Annotated in this window: 22 protein-coding genes; 16 read left to right on the forward strand and 6 right to left on the reverse strand. The window is 66.0% G+C overall.

All coding sequences use genetic code 11. From position 1 onward, the window contains the following. The first annotated feature begins 33 nt into the window (after nucleotides 1–33). Together APZ21_RS02975 and APZ21_RS02980 are read left to right on the forward strand one after the other, a co-directional pair. Complete coding sequence (locus tag APZ21_RS02975; RefSeq protein WP_082392780.1) at nucleotides 34–870, forward strand: helix-turn-helix domain-containing protein; 837 nt, start codon at nucleotides 34–36, stop codon at nucleotides 868–870. Between the two features lie 194 nt (nucleotides 871–1,064). Beyond that, nucleotides 1,065–1,835 carry an MmyB family transcriptional regulator gene (locus tag APZ21_RS02980; RefSeq protein ID WP_054811656.1) on the forward strand — a complete coding sequence of 257 codons (771 nt, stop codon included), beginning with the start codon at nucleotides 1,065–1,067 and terminating at the stop codon, nucleotides 1,833–1,835. A 109-nt stretch (nucleotides 1,836–1,944) separates the two neighbouring features. Here APZ21_RS02980 and APZ21_RS02985 read toward each other — a convergent pair whose 3' ends face one another. Together APZ21_RS02985 and APZ21_RS02990 are read right to left on the reverse strand one after the other, a co-directional pair. Next, nucleotides 1,945–2,829 (reverse strand): phosphotransferase enzyme family protein, encoded by an 885-nt coding sequence (locus tag APZ21_RS02985; RefSeq protein ID WP_054811657.1) that lies wholly within the window; start codon nucleotides 2,827–2,829, stop codon nucleotides 1,945–1,947. After that, nucleotides 2,826–4,232, reverse strand: coding sequence for a helix-turn-helix domain-containing protein (locus APZ21_RS02990; RefSeq protein WP_113975399.1), 1,407 nt, complete (start codon nucleotides 4,230–4,232; stop codon nucleotides 2,826–2,828). The genes APZ21_RS02985 and APZ21_RS02990 overlap by 4 nt, the downstream gene beginning before the upstream one ends. Nucleotides 4,233–4,434: 202 nt before the next feature. On the opposite strand from APZ21_RS02990, the gene APZ21_RS02995 reads away from it, so the two are divergent. The 12 genes from APZ21_RS02995 (at nucleotide 4,435) to APZ21_RS32650 (ending at nucleotide 12,400) form a co-directional block, all read left to right on the forward strand. Then, nucleotides 4,435–4,650: a hypothetical protein gene (locus APZ21_RS02995; RefSeq protein WP_054811658.1), complete on the forward strand. Its 216-nt coding sequence runs from the start codon at nucleotides 4,435–4,437 to the stop codon at nucleotides 4,648–4,650. A 312-nt stretch (nucleotides 4,651–4,962) separates the two neighbouring features. After that, nucleotides 4,963–5,163 carry a hypothetical protein gene (locus APZ21_RS03000; RefSeq protein WP_054811659.1) on the forward strand — a complete coding sequence of 67 codons (201 nt, stop codon included), beginning with the start codon at nucleotides 4,963–4,965 and terminating at the stop codon, nucleotides 5,161–5,163. Next, entirely contained in the window at nucleotides 5,160–5,642 is a 483-nt protein-coding gene (locus tag APZ21_RS03005; protein ID WP_054811660.1) for a hypothetical protein, read from the forward strand. Before APZ21_RS03000 ends, APZ21_RS03005 begins: the two co-directional genes overlap by 4 nt. Further along, the gene (locus APZ21_RS03010) at nucleotides 5,639–5,860 is read left to right on the forward strand and encodes a hypothetical protein (protein ID WP_054811661.1); all 222 of its coding nucleotides are present in this window, start codon (nucleotides 5,639–5,641) and stop codon (nucleotides 5,858–5,860) included. The genes APZ21_RS03005 and APZ21_RS03010 overlap by 4 nt, the downstream gene beginning before the upstream one ends. A 168-nt stretch (nucleotides 5,861–6,028) precedes the next feature. Next, entirely contained in the window at nucleotides 6,029–6,550 is a 522-nt protein-coding gene (locus APZ21_RS03015; protein ID WP_054811662.1) for a DUF8176 domain-containing protein, read from the forward strand. 202 nt (nucleotides 6,551–6,752) lie between these two features. Then, nucleotides 6,753–7,364, forward strand: coding sequence for a DUF5753 domain-containing protein (locus tag APZ21_RS03020; RefSeq protein WP_054811663.1), 612 nt, complete (start codon nucleotides 6,753–6,755; stop codon nucleotides 7,362–7,364). A 110-nt stretch (nucleotides 7,365–7,474) separates the two neighbouring features. Continuing rightward, nucleotides 7,475–8,266 (forward strand): SAM-dependent methyltransferase, encoded by a 792-nt coding sequence (locus APZ21_RS03025; protein ID WP_054811664.1) that lies wholly within the window; start codon nucleotides 7,475–7,477, stop codon nucleotides 8,264–8,266. A gap of 12 nt (nucleotides 8,267–8,278) precedes the next feature. Continuing rightward, nucleotides 8,279–8,542, forward strand: coding sequence for a hypothetical protein (locus tag APZ21_RS03030; RefSeq protein WP_054811665.1), 264 nt, complete (start codon nucleotides 8,279–8,281; stop codon nucleotides 8,540–8,542). 113 nt (nucleotides 8,543–8,655) lie between these two features. Next, entirely contained in the window at nucleotides 8,656–9,960 is a 1,305-nt protein-coding gene (locus tag APZ21_RS03035; RefSeq protein ID WP_054811666.1) for a phosphomethylpyrimidine synthase ThiC, read from the forward strand. 2 nt (nucleotides 9,961–9,962) lie between these two features. Next, nucleotides 9,963–11,012: a nucleotidyltransferase domain-containing protein gene (locus tag APZ21_RS03040; protein ID WP_054811667.1), complete on the forward strand. Its 1,050-nt coding sequence runs from the start codon at nucleotides 9,963–9,965 to the stop codon at nucleotides 11,010–11,012. Beyond that, on the forward strand, nucleotides 11,009–12,004 hold the full coding sequence (gene galE / locus APZ21_RS03045) for a UDP-glucose 4-epimerase GalE (protein WP_054811668.1): 996 nt from the start codon (nucleotides 11,009–11,011) through the stop codon (nucleotides 12,002–12,004). The genes APZ21_RS03040 and galE overlap by 4 nt, the downstream gene beginning before the upstream one ends. A gap of 57 nt (nucleotides 12,005–12,061) precedes the next feature. Continuing rightward, on the forward strand, nucleotides 12,062–12,400 hold the full coding sequence (locus APZ21_RS32650) for a GNAT family N-acetyltransferase (protein ID WP_476739081.1): 339 nt from the start codon (nucleotides 12,062–12,064) through the stop codon (nucleotides 12,398–12,400). A 121-nt stretch (nucleotides 12,401–12,521) separates the two neighbouring features. Here APZ21_RS32650 and APZ21_RS03055 read toward each other — a convergent pair whose 3' ends face one another. Together APZ21_RS03055 and APZ21_RS32655 are read right to left on the reverse strand one after the other, a co-directional pair. Then, nucleotides 12,522–13,043, reverse strand: a complete 522-nt coding sequence (locus APZ21_RS03055; protein WP_174553658.1) for a DUF2269 domain-containing protein — start codon at nucleotides 13,041–13,043, stop codon at nucleotides 12,522–12,524. Then, complete coding sequence (locus APZ21_RS32655; protein ID WP_082392791.1) at nucleotides 13,037–13,228, reverse strand: hypothetical protein; 192 nt, start codon at nucleotides 13,226–13,228, stop codon at nucleotides 13,037–13,039. The genes APZ21_RS03055 and APZ21_RS32655 overlap by 7 nt, the downstream gene beginning before the upstream one ends. Nucleotides 13,229–13,325: 97 nt before the next feature. On the opposite strand from APZ21_RS32655, the gene APZ21_RS03060 reads away from it, so the two are divergent. Further along, nucleotides 13,326–13,904 carry a TetR/AcrR family transcriptional regulator gene (locus tag APZ21_RS03060; protein ID WP_054811670.1) on the forward strand — a complete coding sequence of 193 codons (579 nt, stop codon included), beginning with the start codon at nucleotides 13,326–13,328 and terminating at the stop codon, nucleotides 13,902–13,904. Nucleotides 13,905–14,211: 307 nt separating this feature from the next. Further along, nucleotides 14,212–14,832: a DUF305 domain-containing protein gene (locus APZ21_RS03065; RefSeq protein ID WP_082392782.1), complete on the forward strand. Its 621-nt coding sequence runs from the start codon at nucleotides 14,212–14,214 to the stop codon at nucleotides 14,830–14,832. 48 nt (nucleotides 14,833–14,880) lie between these two features. Here APZ21_RS03065 and APZ21_RS33625 read toward each other — a convergent pair whose 3' ends face one another. Both APZ21_RS33625 and APZ21_RS03070 read right to left on the reverse strand, forming a co-directional pair. After that, nucleotides 14,881–15,039, reverse strand: a complete 159-nt coding sequence (locus tag APZ21_RS33625) for a hypothetical protein (protein WP_156370593.1) — start codon at nucleotides 15,037–15,039, stop codon at nucleotides 14,881–14,883. A gap of 114 nt (nucleotides 15,040–15,153) precedes the next feature. Next, nucleotides 15,154–16,521 carry an MFS transporter gene (locus APZ21_RS03070; RefSeq protein WP_054811671.1) on the reverse strand — a complete coding sequence of 456 codons (1,368 nt, stop codon included), beginning with the start codon at nucleotides 16,519–16,521 and terminating at the stop codon, nucleotides 15,154–15,156. Nucleotides 16,522–16,578 lie beyond the last annotated feature (57 nt).

Raw genomic sequence — 16,578 nt, forward strand, 5'->3', positions numbered from 1 at the left:
TGACGGAAGACTGAAATAGGAGGGGCTTGACACATGAACCGGAGGACCCGCCCGACCCGACGACCGCGGCGAGGCATGGCCCGCCGCACCACATCAGAGCTACCCGACCTGGGACGATGGATCCGCCAGATCCGCGAGCACCACGGACTCATCCGATCCGAGGCCGCCGGCCGACTCCAGGTCAGCGAGGACCTGATCAAGAAGATCGAACGCGGTGAACGTTCGGCCTCGCCGACAGTGCGCGAGCAGTTCATCACCGGGCTCGGCATGAACGAGTCCCAAGCCCGCTACACCCGCGAACTCGCCGGGCCGCCGCTACCGCTGCCCTCGATCGAGGAGCTACGAGCCCGCCCCGTCGCCTGCGAGCACCACACGACGTTGCGCCGTCTCGATGAGCGAGGTTTGGTCGGTGCGTATCTCGACCCCTTGTGGAACGTCGTCTACGCCAGCGAGCGCTTCCGCAGCGTACTGCCTGAGCTTGCCGACTACGACGACAACCTCAGCCAGTGGTTCTTCCACCCCGGCACCACCACACTCACCGCCGAGGCTCTCCTCGTGCACTGGGACGCCGCCGCTACCTACATGGTCGCGTCTCTGCGCGCGAAGTTCGGCATCTACCGGCACAGTCCCCGCGCACGAACGCTGCACGAGAAGCTCAGCGCGGCAACCACTTTCCGACAGCGGTGGACCGACAGTATCGAGGTCGCCTACGGCCACAAAACCGTGCACCCGCTGCAGGTACGTGATCGCGACACCGGCGAGCAACGCACGATTCGTATCCACCTCGGTGTCGGAGCGGAAGGCCCTCCCGATCTGCGGTTCTGCTTCGTCTACCCCGATCCGTGTGAGCCGCCGAGCAGCGACACCTGACCCTTCCACCGCCCCACGACCACTCCCCCGGAAGTCCCGGGCGGAGGCATCCGAACGAAGGAGCCCGACCATGACCAGCAATCCCCAGCACACCCGCCATCTCGGAACAGATCCACACCGACAGCCACCGGCACCGTGTGCTGCGCTCGCCGTCGACATCGTCCTCATCCCGCCGCAGAAGCGAGACCACTGACATGTCCCTCGCGCTCTCCGGGATGCCCGACTTCCACGACACCCTGGAATTCCTGCGCCACAAGCGCCAGCTATCCCGCGAATCCACCGCCAACAAAGCAGGATTCGGCATCTCCCGCCTCAACCAGATCATCCAGACCCGCACCAAACCAGGCCCCAAGGTCCAGACGGGCCTGTTCGCCTTCTTCGACGACCTCACCCTCGACCAACAGCGACACCTGCAAGAACTGCTGCACCCCGCCGCCGAGCTACCACCGATCACCGGCCTACGCCAGTACCTCACCAACGACGGCGTCCACCACCACCTCGACTACCTCGACCGATGCGAGGTCATGGGCGCCTACCTCGACCCACTCCAAAACGTCCTGCACGCCAACAAAGTCTTCTACCGGATCATGCCCGGCCTCGATGACGCCGACCACAACATCGTGCGATGGATGTTCACACCCACCGCCCACGACCTCATCGAGGACTGGCACGAACACCTGCCCTACAACATCCGCAACCTACGCACCGCGCTCGGCCGCTACCGCGACTCACCCCGAGCACAAGCACTGTTCCGGACACTGCGCGACAACCCCGGGTTTCGGCAAGCATGGGACACCACACCCCTGCAGGTCAGCTACAACTGGCACCGCGCGATCCCACTCCGTCTCCACCCACCCGGCAACGCGCACCCGATCCAGCTGAACCTCGAAATCGACCAGTACGGAGCATGTTTCGAGATCCTGTCCGTCCATGGCCTCTACAACACCAACGCCATCGCCTGCTGAGGTTCACCTCGACCGTTCCAACAAACCGACACCGCCGGTGAGGCCCCTCGGTTCTGGGCCCCGCCGCGCGGTGGGACATGTTCGTTTGCAATCTCGCGGCGTGTCCGTGTTAGGCGATCGGGTGCCATCCCGACCACGGTCGTGGGCCATAGGTGCCGCGTAGGCAGTCAACTCGATGTTGCGCTTGGGCAGCGTGGTTCGGCTTCGTTCCTGCTGCTTGGGCCGCCATACAGGTCATCCGCAGCTCGCGAATGTCTCTCAACAGTGAGAAGCCCTCCCAAGTCGTGACGTCGTGGCCGTATGCGTCACAGAAGGCACGGTAGCGTTCGGCCGAGATCCAGCCGAAGGAGCTTTGTTTGATCGCGGTGGAGACGAGGTCCCATTCGGGCGGGCCGACCGAGGCTCGCTCCAGGTCGAGGAACGTGGTCACCCCGGCCTCGGTGGTGACCACGTTGCCTTCCCAGGCGTCGCCATGGATCGGCGACCATGGCATGCCCGTCGGCAACCTTTCCCAACCTGCGCGCAGGTCCGCGAGCCGCTGGTACAGCCACCGCCGATCTGCGTGACTCAGCGATGACGCGCTGTCGATGCGCTGCTCGAGCCGGACGAACGGTTGGACTTCGGGTAGGAATGGCGGCGCGGCCAGCTGGTGCAAGGCGCGCAAAGCCCTCCCGATCTCGCGCTCGCTGCCGTTGTGGTGGGGCGGCAACTCTTTCCACAGCGTCACCGGGCGCGAGTCGATCACCGCGAAGTCGGCGCGAGTGCCCATCGGCTGCACAGCCGAAATATGCTGTTCTCGAAGCCATTCCGCGATTTCCACCTCGCGGCGTGCAGCTTCGGTCTGGCCCGCCCGCGCGACGCGGATGACCGTGTGTTGATCAGGTACTCGGAATATCGCGTTCTCAGCGAGTTTGATCGGGACCATCCCGGCTGGGTCGATGCCAGCTGCGGTGCAGGCTGTGCGGGCGATGCGTTCGACCTGCGAGCTGTTCATGTGGTGGTGGTGGCGGGCGTCGGTATCTGGACTTTTGCGCGGTGGGCGTAGCGGCGGAGTTCGGCGATGTCCTCGTTCGCGCGCTGGGACTTGAGGTCACGTGCTCGACCGAGGGCTTGGTTTGCGATGGTGGTTGCCTCGGCCGGGTCACCGGTGGCCATGACCAGTGACGCGAGTTTGATCGTAGACATCGTCCGGGACCGTGCGGCGGTGTCGGCGTGGCCGTCGACGGCTGCGGTCAGCCGGTCGCGTGCCTCACCGACGAAGCTGCCGTGCACGGCGATGTCGAACAGGGCGTGGCCGGTATCGCCCGCGTGCTGCGCACTGTCGTAGTAGCGCATCCACGCCGGATCGTTGCCGGGCACGCACCGGCTGAAGTCGCGGTCGGCGTTGGCGACGGAGGTCAGCGTTGCGGGAACGTCGCCCAGCTTCGCGTGCACCCGTGCTTCGGTGGTGTGCAGCATCGCGCGTTCGGTAGCGGTGAGCTTGTCTGCCTCGGTGAACGCCCTGCGGACGTATCCGAGTCCGTCGTGGTTGCGGCCGGTCCAGATCGCATGGCGTGCCATCGAGGACAGGATCTTCGCTCGCAGGTTCACCGCCCCGGACTCTTCGGCGCAGTCGAGGGCCAGGGCGAACATCGAGTTCGCGTCGTCATGTGCGCAGGCGTCGAAGGCCATGAACGCCGCCGTGTGCGCGAGTGACCCGACAGCCATCTGCAGGGCCGCGCGGTCGCGCGCGGAACAGTTGGCTTTCAGGTAGGCGACCGCTACGCGTAGTTGCGCGACAACGACATCGCGGACTAGGCCGCCGCCATAGGTGGCGTCCCACCGGGCGAATAGCTGGGCGGCTTCGTGAATCTGTTTGATCTCCACTGCGCCCACTCGCGTCGGGTTGACGGTGGTGCGGGCTTGGCTGAGCATCTGGGTGAGGCGGTCCGGTGACACGATGACCGTCGCAGCGGTAGCTGCGGCCACACGCAGGAATCCTTGTCGGTCCACGGGCTCCACGGTAGCGACGTTCGGCAGCTTGAACCACAGCAGATCTGGCGGGATGCGCAGGACAGTTGCCCACCTGACCAGCTTGGAGAGTGTCTCGGGTGCTGGGCCGTTCTCGATTCGGCTCAGCTGGGCCTGGCTCAGGTCCAGCCACTGTGCTACCTGGATCTGGCTCAGTGGTTGCCCGTGGGCGGGGTGATTGCGGTACTCCTCGATGACCGCGCCCATATGCCAGTTCGCCAGTGCCTCGCGCAGCGGGCCGTGAGCCCAGAACTCGGCCGGCATCTCGGGCGGTCCGTCCGCCGAGGCGATGGGCGAGCAGTTGCCACACCACGGGCCGATGTTGAACCGGCTTAACGCACTTCCGCACGTAGCGCATGTGCGCCCATTTCCGGCTGTTTCCGCCATCGCTTCGCTCCCGTCGCTCCGACCCCACACAACGCGAATATTTCGACGCTATCACCAGCACACGCGGCTGGTATGCGTCCGGCGTATATCGGTTATGCCTTGTGCGCGTTGCCCATAACCGCATGGTGGAGCGACTGTCAGTTCGTCCGCATCCCCCACCGACACGGACTCCGTGACTACTGGCAGCCGACCGAGGTGACTAATGACAACCGCCCTCGAAAAAGATGTGTTCGCCCTCCTCCAGCCCGGAGGACCACTGACCGTCGAGACGATCGCGTATGACCTGAGTGTGCCGCCGTGGACCGTCGCGCGGGCGTTGGATGCTCTGCGCCACAACGGCGATGTGTTCCGCAACCGGCGCGCGCAATGGCAGGTTTCGGCGGACAAGCGCCGCCCGGCTCGACAGGCGAGCCGATGAGCCGCCTCACTCTGCCCGGCCCGAGGACTCCACTGTCACGGAAGGAACTACGCACCGCTCTGGAGATAGTGGTTGGAGGCTGTCGGCGCACGGGTGTGGTCACTGTTGCCGTGAACTCGGTCAAGCAAGCTTCATCCCGCTGTTGGACGGAAACTCCTACGGTACGCCAACGCTACGCCAACACTGTGCGGTTACTTCCGATACCGGTGGCGGGCCAGGATTTTCACCAGGAACCCAGTCCGGGGGAAGCCGAGGCACAACCGCCCGATCCCGCTTCCCTCCACGTCGGAAACGCCATCAGGGAGGCCGCGCATGAACGGCAGCAACGAGCCGAACGCACCGCAGCCCGCGGTGAGGCAGGCCGAGCCGGGCGAGTCGGCCGGCGCCCTCGCCGGGACAGAGATCCCTCACGCAATCGACTGCTCGCTGCCGACGCTCGTCCAGCATTTCGCCGCGATGAAGACCGCCGGATGGTTGACCGGTGTGACCGAGCCCTCCGGAGAGTTGCAATGACACCGATCTACACGCGGATGCACCCGTTCACCGAGTCGCCCCGCAGCCGGTCCGAGTTCTACCGTCGTATTTGCTCGCTGCCGACCGTGGTCGACCCGCAGACAGGGCGGATCACGATGACGGCGGGATCTCTCGTCGCGGCGGTGATGATGCCGACCGGACTGGCACAACAGGTCAAGAACAGCCTCGACATGCGAGGCGTCACTCCGTTGTCGATCATCGGCCACCCCCGCGCAGGGATGTGGACCTTCCTCGTGCGAGCCGACATGCAGCCCATCGCCGATCCCAGTGTCATCGCGCAGCTGTGGCACGCCCGGGTGGTGGTCATCCGCGACGGAGACATCGCCCTACCCTCCCCGGTCCCGGACTCACAGGTGATCCGTACCTGGATCTCCCCGGCTACCAGCACCTTCCGCCCTTCCGGGGAAGTGGTGATCGAATGCGCCCGAGCACTCCTACCCCGGTCGGCGCGGCAATGACGCCCGCGAGCCGACGGTCACCGCGCCCCGACGAACCCGACGTCCGACTCTCGGTGCTGATTTCCAGCGTCCGAATGGAATTCGCCGCCTGTGTGACCGCCGCGCTGGTGTTCGTCTGCGACGTGGCCGCACACCGCCCCGGAACCGTAGCCGTCTCCCCCTGCCGGTGCACCGGACTGCCCCGGCTGCCGAATGAGCGGCTCTACCTCCAGCCCTGACCCATCCCGTCACGGCCCCCGACCACCTGAATGGCCTCCGGCACGTGAACCGGCGAGAAACCACGACCCCTCCCGGTCCGGGCCCGTGCCGAGGCGGCCCCGGAGTTGCTTCCCGGCGACTCCCGGGCCACCCTCCGAACCCTCTCGAGCCAAGGAACTCCCAGCACCATGTATGCCAAGTTCGACACCACCACCACGCCTCGCTCACACCGCCGCCAATGGATCGCGGCGAGCGTGCTCGGCACCCTCGCCGCGCTGACCACCATCGCGATCGTGACCGCACCCGAGGGCTCCGCGGGCTCGCGCACCGTCACTTGCGCGCAGGTCACCTCCCCTTCGGGAGTGGTAACCGGGTTCGGACCGGGTGACACGTCCAGCGGCCCGGGCGCGATCCTGGGGTTCAACTACGCCTACTACGTGCAACGCTCCGCCAAGCAGGCACGCCAGTTCCTCGCCTCCGACGCCCTCGTCGGTCCTGGTGACCGGTTGCAGGCCGGGATCGACGCCGTCCCGGCTGGCACCCATCACTGCGTCACGATCTCACCGCTGGTCCGCGTAGGTGATGCGGACCTGTGGGCGGTCACCGTAACCGAATACCACCCCGGCAGTGAGCCGTTCGCGCCGCGCCAGATCATCACCACCCGAACCCTCGGCGCGGCGACGCTGATCAGTTCCATCGCCCGCGCCTGACACAACTCGGACCACCTGAATACCTCGGACCAGCATCGCGCGGCCAGCTCGCTGGCCGGTGGGTCCGAGGGTGGGGAACCGCTCCCGGAGGCCGTCTCGACACCCCCGCGCCTCCGGGAGCGCTCCCCCACACCCAGCGACCACACCCGGTGGATACCCACCGGATACCCGAACTTCTGAAAAGTGAATGAAAGGTTAGATCATGTCTTACTCCAGCTGGTACGAGGCGACCGACAACGCGGGCCTGGAAACGTTGCAGCGCAGCCTGATCGACATCGAGGCCGACACCAAATACCAGCGCAGCTACAGCCCCGAGATCCTGCCCGGCCTGGTGCAGACACTCGCCTACGCCCGCGCGATCCTGTCCAAGTGCACCGCCGTGCTCGGCCTGCCTGACGACAGCGAGGCGACCGCGGCGGTGCGGATGCAGCGCCAGGCCGTGCTCGACGGACCCGGGCACAGCTTCCACATGCTCATCGGCGAAGCCGCGTTGCGGCGCACGGTCGGCGACCACGCGGTGATGGCGGCCCAGATCCGCCAGCTCGGCGACATCCTCACCAGCCGCGACAACGTCGAGATCGGCATCATCCCGCTCGACGCCGAATTCATCGGCCAGGCCGACAACTTCGTCATCCACGACGAATCGGGAGTCGCGATCGAGACCGTGACCGGTTCGGTCGAAACCAGCGGCGCCGACGAGATCGCCCTCGCGGTACGCACCTTCGACCTGCTCGCCGGCCAAGCCCGCTACGGCGAGCACGCCCGAGCCCTGCTCGATCGCGCGTTGGCCGAACACGTCGGCCCCGGCATCTGAACCACCTGACCCGCTGCCGGGCCCGACCCGCCCTTGCTAGGCCGCATCCCTCGTCACGGCCGAGAGCGGTCGGGGCCCGGCAGCCCCTCTAACCACTGGAGTTGTTCGATATGGCGGATCACGAGGTCGCGCTGCGACACGACATACCCAGCAGTGCGCGTGTCGCCAATGTGCTGCTCGGCGGTAAGGACAACTACGAGATCGACCGCATCGTCGCAGCCGACGTGAGCAAAAGGTTCGTCGTCGCGCTACGCGAGGGGCGACGGTTCCTGCTGCGTGCTGTGGAATACCTCAGCCGCGAACACGCCGTGCACCAGTACGTCGAACTCGGGTGCGGCATCGCGCTCCCTCCCGACGTCGGTGACGCCGCCACACACCGCGGCGAGTCCGCTCGCGTCCTCTACCTCGACCACGATGTCTTGGTCGCCGCTCACGCTCACGCCCTACTCGCGCACAGCCCGAACCGGCGCTTCGCCCTGGCCGACATCACCGACACTTGCGCCGTCCTCGATCAGATCGCTGGGCTTTTCGACCTCGGTCAACCACTCGCGATCTGCTTGTCCGGCACCGCCGAACTGTTGCCCGACGCCCCGGCGATGCTGATGGAGCTGACCTCCGCGTTGCCACCGGGCTGCTGGATCATCTTCAGCCACATCACCGATGACGTGTTCGGCGAGGACATCCGCGAGTCGGCGGCCCATCTCGCGTTCCACGCCATCCCGTACCGGCCACGCGACCACGCGACCGTGGCCGACATGCTCGCCCCGTACCGGCTGCTGTCGCCTGGCCTCGTCGCACCCCATCGGTGGCGGCCCGAATTCGGCAGCCGCGTGGGTCAGGGATTTCACCCCGTCGAGTGGGAGCTGAGCGCCTATGCCGCCGTGGGTCATCTCCCGGGATGAAGGAGTCGAACAATGGCGCAACGATTCTCGCGAATGCACCGCAGCGGATTCACCCGGGCTCAGGTAGCAGCGGTCTGGGCGTTGGCCACCGGCCCGAAGACCGCCCGCCAGATCGCAGGTGGGCGCGTGGTGGGACCGGTCACCATCACGCTGCGCTGGCTAGCTACCAACGCCTACGCCACGGCAACCGACGATGCCGACACCCCCCGCGCAGACACGGTCTACACCCTCACCGACCAAGGCCACGCCGCCCACCATCGCATCACCAAGCCTTAACAACCTGCCGACTCTGGCCGCGCCCCGGCGGCGCACGCCGCTCGGGACCGGAAACCGGCCCAGGTTTCCGACAGCTGATTCCCCAAATGTTCTCTTGTGAAAGGTGATTCACCATGATCGATTCGACTGACCCTCAGTTCGTCGCTACCTGTACCCGCGAGGGCATCGACGTCGAGGAGGCCGCTGCTGCGGTCGCCAACGGCACGATGGTGTTCTTGCGGTCCAACGACTCCCGCGCCCAGGACGGCTACAGCCCGATCCTCGTCGGTGCCGGGACACGCCGGAAGGTGACCGCGCTGATCGGTCTCGGCCCGCGCGACACCGACCGCGCCGCGATCGTCGACAGCATGGCGGTGATCAACGCCGCCGGACCCGACGCCGTCATCGACCTGACCACCAACCCCGAAGGCATTGCGCTGCGCCGCGAACTCAAGGACGTCGTGGGCGTGCCGCTGGGGTGCTGCCTGACCTATGACCTGTTCGCCCAGCCCCGCAACAAGCTCGGCTGCGCAGAGTTCCTCGAGCGCTTCGAACTCGGCCTCGACTCCGGGGTGGATTTCGTGCTGATCCACGCCGGAATCAACCCCGAGTTGGCGCGGCTGAGTGAGAAATCGGACCGGATCATGCCGACGACCTCGCGCGGCGGTGGGCTGATCGCCCGCTACATGCGCATGCACAACACCGAATCCCCACTGCACGAGCATTTCGACGGGATTCTCGAAATCTGCCGCCGCCGTGGAGTCGTGCTCGACCTGGGCGACATCTTCCGCCCCGGCGCAACCGCCGACGCCGGAGACGAACTGAAATGGCGGGAGATCGAACTGCTCGCCGGACTGCGCAAGCGTGCCCTCGACGCCGGTGTGCAGGTGCTGTGTGAGACCGGCGGACACATCCCGCTGCACCGCATTCCCGAACTCATCCCCGCCTACAAACAAGCACTCGGAGGCGCGCCCTTGTGGCTGGCCGGGCCGATGGTCATCGACAACGCGGTCACCCTGGACTCGATCGTCAACACGATCGGCGTCGCCACCGCGGGTGCGCACGGCGGCGACATGTTCGCCTCCATCACCCAGGTCGAGCACTACCTGATGCCGACCGGAATCGACACCGCCGAAGCGGTACGCAACGTCAAAGTCGCCATCACCGCCTTGGAACTCGGCCGAGGAAACACCACCGAAACCGCACGCCAGCGCGCCATCTCGGTGGCACGGCGAGCCAACGACTGGGAAGTCCAAGCCACCCACGCCCTCTACCCAGGACTGGCCACCAACGCCTTCATCAACGCCGGACTCAAAACCGGCGCACCCTGCACGATCTGCGGATCACTGTGCCCACACCTGACCGCGAAGAAGGACCACGAAGAAACCCCAGTCGCCGCCAGCGCTTTCCCGCTTCCACTCACGATCGCGGAGGATTGACCATGACCACCACAGCGGATACCAGCCGGATCGCCACCCTCGCGGACACAATCACCCGGCGGCTGCCAGACGCCCAAGATCTCGCCGCGGCCGCACACAGAATCGCCGACGATCTGGTCGCCCTCGGACGCCTGGTCCCGAGCGACGACTGGTTGATCCTGGGCGGGTCGATGGCCCGCGGCGAGCCCACCTGGATCCACCACCACGGTGGCCGAGTGCTCATCAGCGACGTCGATCTGCTCTACGTCCACTCCGGGCCCGAACCCGCAACACCACTCGACCAACTACGGGCGATGGCCGAAAGGTGCTTTCCCGCAGTCGACATCATGGTGCTGCCCGAACACCGATACCGCCTCCTGCGCACCTCGCTGGGCTACGACTTCAAAAACCTCGGACTCGACCTGGCAGGCCACGGACTGCCCAAACACACTTCTGTGCGGCTCGATGACCGCGACGCCTACGAGATCCTGCTGTACTACGTGCAAGCCCACTACTGGCACGACCTCAACACCAAATGGCTCGCTGGTTACGACACGACGCAATTCCACCTGCTCGTCAACCGCCTCTGCATCAAAGTGCTACGCGCCACCGCCATGCTGGACGGTGCCTACTCCCACCACGACTTCGCCAACATGGCCCCACACCTGTCCGAACAAATGCGCGCCGAGCTGCGATGGCGCACCAACCCCACACAACCACCGCTGGACCCCGGCAGATTCTGGCACTACCTGCACGACGCGTTCCGCCGCTTCGACTACGTCTTCGGCGGCCCGCGCCCCGACGCCGTGCGGCTGAGCCGCTACGCGGTCACCAGCAGCGGCCAAATCATCGCCCGCCACCACCGCATCGCCCACGACCTCGCCCGCCAAGTCGCCGCAGCCTGGGTAGCGAAACCGCACCCCGGTGAACTCGCTACGGTGGAAGCCGCGATCTGGTCGCGCGTCACCGGCTGGACCGGGACCAAACCCGCACCCGGTCCCTCGGCCTACTTCGCCGCGCACCAACGAGAAATTCATGACCACCTCCTCGCGATGAAAGTGCAGACCACATGAAGATCCTCGTCACCGGTGGCGCTGGGTACGTCGGTGCCACCGTGACCCGGCTCCTGCTCGACGCCGGGCACCACGTCGAGGTCGTCGATGATCTCTCCCGCAACGACGACCAGCAGATCCCCGCCGAAGCAACGTTCCACCAGTTGCGCGTGCACGACATCGCCCAAGTACTCACCCCAGACGCGGGCTTCGAAGCCGTGCTCCACTTCGCCGGGCTCATCGCGGCCGGCGAGTCCATGGCTCACCCGCAATGGCACTGGGACAACAACACCGCCGCGTCACTGGCTCTACTGGACGCGATCCAACAGGCCGAGGTGCCTCGTCTGGTGTTCTCCTCCACCGCCGCCGTCTACGGCGAACCCGACCAAGTCCCCATCCTCGAAACTACCGTGACCAACCCGGTCAACACCTACGGCGACACCAAACTGGCCGTCGACAAAGCGATCGCCTCGATCACCCGCGCCAGCGCGCTCGGCGCGATCAGCCTGCGCTACTTCAACGTCGCAGGCGCACACACCTGCCCAGACGGAACGATGATCGGCGAACGCCACACCCCCGAAACCCATCTGATCCCCCTCGCACTCGACGCCGCCGCAGGACTACGCGACAAATTTTCACTGTTCGGCGATGACTACCCGACGCCGGACGGCACCTGCGTCCGCGACTACATCCACGTCACCGACCTCGCCCAAGCCCACCTGCTCGCACTCGACGCCATCCAGCCCGGCGAGCACCGGATCTACAACCTGGGCAACGGCATCGGGTTCTCCAACCACCAGGTTCTCGACGCCATACGGAAAGTCACCGGTGCGGCCTTCGAGACCGAGATAGCTACCCGTCGCCCTGGAGACCCGGCTGTCCTCTACGCCTCGTCCGACCTCGCACAAAGCGAACTCGGCTGGCGACCCACGCGCCCCGACATCATCGAAATCGTGGCCGACGCATGGAAATTCCATCAGCGCTTCACTGGCCGACAGTCGGCGGCGGGCTAGACGAAGACACTCGCAGCGCTGGACCGTCTACCGCTGCTGTCCGCCACCGCGGCGACTCTGGCTCGCGATGTCCTGGCAGCGGTCATCGATACCCCTTCGACGCGGCTGCACACCGCGCGTCTCGGGGGAACGATCGTCAGTGCGCTGACTCTGGTCATATACACGATTCCCACCGGACTGCGAGCGCGCATCGAAGATGTCGTTGTTGACCAAGCCGCGCGAGGGCACGGCATCGGACGAGACCTGACCAACGTCGCGCTCGCCATCGCGAAGAACCACGGAGCACGCATGGTCGACCTCACTTCGACCCGAAGAGGTCCGCCGCGAACCAGCTCTACCAACCAGCGGTTCGGATTCGCCCCACGCGAGTCCACGACCTACCGCTTGACTCTCTGACCGCACCGACTTGGAACCCGCGCCCACCCGAAGAGTTCCAGGCCATCCGACAGCGCCTCGCCGCCGGGATCACGCCGGCTGATCAAGGCAACTACGCGGGCACCGTGGAACCTGGGCAGAATCATCGCCCGACTCGTCCTTCTGCTGCGGCCTGCCGAATACGTAGCCCGAACGGTGTGAGGCCGCGGGGCTTGAAGACCGCCAGGATCATCGCAGCAGCCAGAACGATAGACGCGGCTGCACCGTGGACAATAAAAGTCGGCGCCCGCAATTCGAGCAGAGTCGAGTCGGGGCGCGAGGCGACAGCCGCATAGTGGTCGACCGTACTGGTGTAGAGGATCAAGATCGCCGTTGCGACCACGTTGAGCACGAGTTTGAACAGCACCCAGTAATGGCGGATGAGACCCCATGGTGTGCCGAGGGATTGAACGATACCTGTCACTAGCGAGCCCACCGACAGTGGCACCAGCACCCACCATGCCAGTGGTCGGGCGACGAGGTCGACCGCACGCACCAGCTGCACGTCGGAACTGGTCACCCCGACGACGGCCAAGGCCAGGAAGGCGACGACGGCGCCGAGCCAGCCGACCGAGATGCTGACGTGCGCGGCGAGGGCGAGTTTGCGCCCGCGCGGGCTCAGCATCGCACGAGCTGAGCGCTGGCTGGCGCCGCAGCCGACTGACTGTGCCGCCCTGGCCCGTGCTGGCCGCCGCTGATGAGCAGTCCGATGACGAGCACCGCCACCAAGAACGCGACGACGACTCCGGTCACTTTCACCCAGCGGGGCGTATTCGGGCCGTGGGGGCGTTGCGGGGAGTTGTTTGTCATCTGGAGTCCTTCGGTCAGCGCATCATAGTTTTGCAAGACAGTATGTCTCTATCAATTACGATCTGTCTATGCCCATGGCAGGCTGTATCCTGGTTGGGTGCCGAAGCTGTGGAGCGAGACGATCGACACGCACCGCCGCACGGTGCGCGACTCGATCCTCGACACTGCCGCGCGGTTGGCGATCGAGCACGGGGTCGCCTCGATGACGATGTCGGGGATCGCCGAGCAGGCCGGGATCGGGCGGGCGACGCTGTACAAGTACTTCCCCGATGTAAGCGCGATCCTTGCCGCCTGGCACGAGCGCCAAGTCGGTCACCACCTGGAGCAACTGGTGGCGGTGAGTGATACAGAATCCGATCCGTCCCGACGACTGGATGCCCTGTTGGGCGCCTATGCGCGGATTCTTCGCGAGTCCAGGCACCGTCACGACAGCGATCTCGGCGCGATGGTGCACCACAGCGGCCCGCACGTCGACCACGCCGAACAACGACTTCGCCAGTTGGTGACCGAGGCGGTGGCCGCCGCCGCGGCGACCGGGACGGTGAGGACGGATACCCCTGCCGATGAGCTGGCAATCTATTGCCTACATGCGTTGGATGCCGCCGTCGCGGCATCATCCGACGCTGCGGTAGCCCGGCTGATCACAGTGATCCGGGCTGGATTGGGACCCGCCTGAACATCCGCCGAGCAGCAGCAGGCGCGGCGAATATTTCCAGCGGTCGAGGGTAGTCGCGCCTTGTGGGGGTGTGCGCGAGGAGGTGAACAGTGATGCCCGGGATGTGCATGCAGATGATGAACATGCTGCGCGACATGTGGAACATGATGTTCCCGTCCATGCCGATGTGAACGACGCCAAAAGGGTTAGGCTGTGCTGCACTGTCCGTCGGGAGCCACCGATATCTGCGCGGCCCTGCGTGGGTCCCGCGCGGGCCGCTGGTTTGTGTTTCGACGAGAAGATCATGTCCCACTCCTGAGGAGTTCACATGTCTCGACGTTCCATCATCGCTCGAAGGCTCGTTCCGTGTATCGGGTTGGTCGCCCTGGTCGTTGCCGGCTGCGGGAATGACGACGATTCGGCACCGGTCCACCATTCCTCAACGACAACCGCCGTCTCGACGAGTGCGGCTACCGGCACCGCTCCGGCGGGTACCTTCAATGACGCCGACGTAACGTTTCTGCAGATGATGTACCCGCATCACGAGCAGGCCGTGCAGATGGCCGAGCTGGTCCCTTCACGCTCGCAGGATCAGCAGGTCATCGACCTCGCTGCCGGGATCAAGGCAGCTCAGCAACCTGAAATGACCCAGATTCAATCGCTGCTGGCCAGCGCCGGGAAGCCGGATCCCGCCGGTGGCGCGATGAATCACGACATGCCCGGAATGATGTCGCCGGAGCAGATGTCCTCGCTCGAGGCGATGTCGGGGCCGGAGTTCGACAAGATGTGGTTGCAGATGATGATCGACCATCACCGCGGGGCGGTGGAGATGGCGCAAACCGAGATCGCCTCCGGAACCAACTCTCAGGCCAAACAAATGGCAGAGACCATCGTGGCCACACAGCAGCAAGAGATCACGCAGATGGAAACTCTGCTGGGACAAAAGTAGGCATTCTTCGGCCCCTCGACGCCCTGTGGCCTGCGCCGCCCTGTGGCTCTACGGGCCGGTGGATTCGAAGCGGCGCTGAGGCTTGACAGGCTGGCCCGCGAGCGCGACGCGGAGGGCTTCGGCGCCGCAAGCCAGAACGCAGGCCGCGGCGGTTCGGGTGGCGGGATGGCGGGCGACCCGCAGGATCACCGCTGTGAAGGTGTGCATCGTTACCTCGTCTTTCAGGAGAGGGTGGGGCCGCACTTGGTTGTGCGGCCCCACCCTCTTTCTCGATCACATGCTCAGAGCCCTCGTATGCGAGGTAATTGAATCCGCTTTCGGCTATCCGACGAGGACGGGTTCACGTGCTTCGCGGGGCCAGCGTCGGTGTGCGTCGTCGATGACGAACGGGTGGGTGTGCTGGTAGATGCGGTCGCTGATGCGGATCGCGTCGGCCAGCCTGGCGGGGTCGATGGTGCCGACCTCGTGCAGGTGGGTGATCTCGGCGGGTTCGTTGCGTGGCCAGTTCCGTACCGCGACGGTGGCGCCGAGCCCTGCCAGGCCGATCAGCACCACCCAGGTGGTGGTGAATCCGGCGGCGCTGGTCAGCCATCCCGCGATCGGGTAGGTGATCAGCCAGGCCAGGTGCGACAGCGAGAACTGGGCGGCGAACAGTGCCGCGCGATCGGCCGGCTGCGAGGAGCGCCGCAGGATCGCGCCGGTCGGGGTGAGCACGCCGGCGGTGCCGGCGCCGATGAGTGCCCATACCGCGCTCGCGGCGGCCCACCGCCACTGGCCGGCGTCGGCGGTCGAGAGGGCGATGGCCGACCCGAGCCCGAGGATCAGGGTCGCGGCGCCGGCCAGCATCACTGGGCGGGCACCGGTGCGGTCGAGGACTCGCGGCAGCGACAGCGCGATGATCATCGTTCCGAAGCCGTTGGCGGCCAACAGCATCGCGACGCCGGTCTGTGATCCGCCGAGGGTGTCGCGGACGTAGTTGACGGTATTGACCATGATCACCGAGCCTGCCGCGGCGACGACCAGGTTCAGCCCCAGCAGCCCGCGCAGCCGTGGTGTGGCGGCGAATATCCGCATGCCCACTGCGATCCGCTTCGCGAAGCTGCCCTGGGTCGTTGCTCCGGCGTCAGGGATGCGGGTCGAGACCACCAGGGCCGCCGAGACGGCGAAGCCGATGGCGGTGCCGACGAACAGCCAGTGGAAGCTGATCAGGGTCAACGCGGCCGCGGCCAGCATGGGGCTGAGCAGCGTTTCCATGGTCGCGGCGAGCTGAGCGGCCGACAGCGCGCGGGTGTAGTCACGTTCGTCGGGCAGGATGTCGGGAATCACGGCCTGGTAGGTCGGAGTGAACGCGGCCGAGGCGGTTTGCAGGATCGCGATCAGGACATAGATCTGCCAGATCTGGTCGATGAAGGGCAACGCCAGCACGACGCCCCCGCGAATCATGTTGAGCGCGACCAGGAACAGCCTTCGCGGGAAACGGTCGGCATAGGCGGCCACGATCGGGGCAACGGTGACGTAGACGAGCATCTTGATCGTCAGTGCGGTGCCGAGCACCGCGCCGGCGTCGGCGCCGGCGAGTTCGTAGGCGAGCAGTCCGAGCGCGACGGTGGTCAAGCCGGTACCGAACAGCGCGGTCATCTGCGCGGTGAACAACCGCAGGTAGTCGCGGTGGGCGAACAACGAGGTCATCGGGGGTGTCCTTCTGGTCCTGTGTCGGTGCGGGGCACCAGGTCTAGCTGAGGGTGG

The sequence above is a fragment of the Nocardia arizonensis genome (genome assembly GCF_001310275.1).
GTDB lineage: Bacteria > Actinomycetota > Actinomycetes > Mycobacteriales > Mycobacteriaceae > Nocardia > Nocardia arizonensis.

Excerpts from the sequence above, each read along its gene's own strand:
- APZ21_RS02980 (WP_054811656.1), top strand. The coding sequence starts at position 1,065 with ATGTCCCTCGCGCTCTCCGGGATGCCCGACTTCCACGACACCCTGGAA.
- APZ21_RS03010 (WP_054811661.1), top strand. The coding sequence starts at position 5,639 with ATGACGCCCGCGAGCCGACGGTCACCGCGCCCCGACGAACCCGACGTC.
- APZ21_RS03065 (WP_082392782.1), top strand. The coding sequence starts at position 14,212 with ATGTCTCGACGTTCCATCATCGCTCGAAGGCTCGTTCCGTGTATCGGG.
- APZ21_RS02990 (WP_113975399.1), bottom strand. The coding sequence starts at position 4,232 with ATGGCGGAAACAGCCGGAAATGGGCGCACATGCGCTACGTGCGGAAGT.
- APZ21_RS03055 (WP_174553658.1), bottom strand. The coding sequence starts at position 13,043 with ATGCTGAGCCCGCGCGGGCGCAAACTCGCCCTCGCCGCGCACGTCAGC.
- APZ21_RS03070 (WP_054811671.1), bottom strand. The coding sequence starts at position 16,521 with ATGACCTCGTTGTTCGCCCACCGCGACTACCTGCGGTTGTTCACCGCG.
- galE (WP_054811668.1), top strand. The coding sequence starts at position 11,009 with ATGAAGATCCTCGTCACCGGTGGCGCTGGGTACGTCGGTGCCACCGTG.
- APZ21_RS03000 (WP_054811659.1), top strand. The coding sequence starts at position 4,963 with ATGAACGGCAGCAACGAGCCGAACGCACCGCAGCCCGCGGTGAGGCAG.
- APZ21_RS02985 (WP_054811657.1), bottom strand. The coding sequence starts at position 2,829 with ATGAACAGCTCGCAGGTCGAACGCATCGCCCGCACAGCCTGCACCGCA.
- APZ21_RS33625 (WP_156370593.1), bottom strand. The coding sequence starts at position 15,039 with ATGCACACCTTCACAGCGGTGATCCTGCGGGTCGCCCGCCATCCCGCC.
- APZ21_RS03035 (WP_054811666.1), top strand. The coding sequence starts at position 8,656 with ATGATCGATTCGACTGACCCTCAGTTCGTCGCTACCTGTACCCGCGAG.
- APZ21_RS03020 (WP_054811663.1), top strand. The coding sequence starts at position 6,753 with ATGTCTTACTCCAGCTGGTACGAGGCGACCGACAACGCGGGCCTGGAA.
- APZ21_RS32655 (WP_082392791.1), bottom strand. The coding sequence starts at position 13,228 with ATGACAAACAACTCCCCGCAACGCCCCCACGGCCCGAATACGCCCCGC.
- APZ21_RS03030 (WP_054811665.1), top strand. The coding sequence starts at position 8,279 with ATGGCGCAACGATTCTCGCGAATGCACCGCAGCGGATTCACCCGGGCT.
- APZ21_RS03025 (WP_054811664.1), top strand. The coding sequence starts at position 7,475 with ATGGCGGATCACGAGGTCGCGCTGCGACACGACATACCCAGCAGTGCG.
- APZ21_RS02995 (WP_054811658.1), top strand. The coding sequence starts at position 4,435 with ATGACAACCGCCCTCGAAAAAGATGTGTTCGCCCTCCTCCAGCCCGGA.
- APZ21_RS03005 (WP_054811660.1), top strand. The coding sequence starts at position 5,160 with ATGACACCGATCTACACGCGGATGCACCCGTTCACCGAGTCGCCCCGC.
- APZ21_RS03040 (WP_054811667.1), top strand. The coding sequence starts at position 9,963 with ATGACCACCACAGCGGATACCAGCCGGATCGCCACCCTCGCGGACACA.
- APZ21_RS02975 (WP_082392780.1), top strand. The coding sequence starts at position 34 with ATGAACCGGAGGACCCGCCCGACCCGACGACCGCGGCGAGGCATGGCC.
- APZ21_RS03015 (WP_054811662.1), top strand. The coding sequence starts at position 6,029 with ATGTATGCCAAGTTCGACACCACCACCACGCCTCGCTCACACCGCCGC.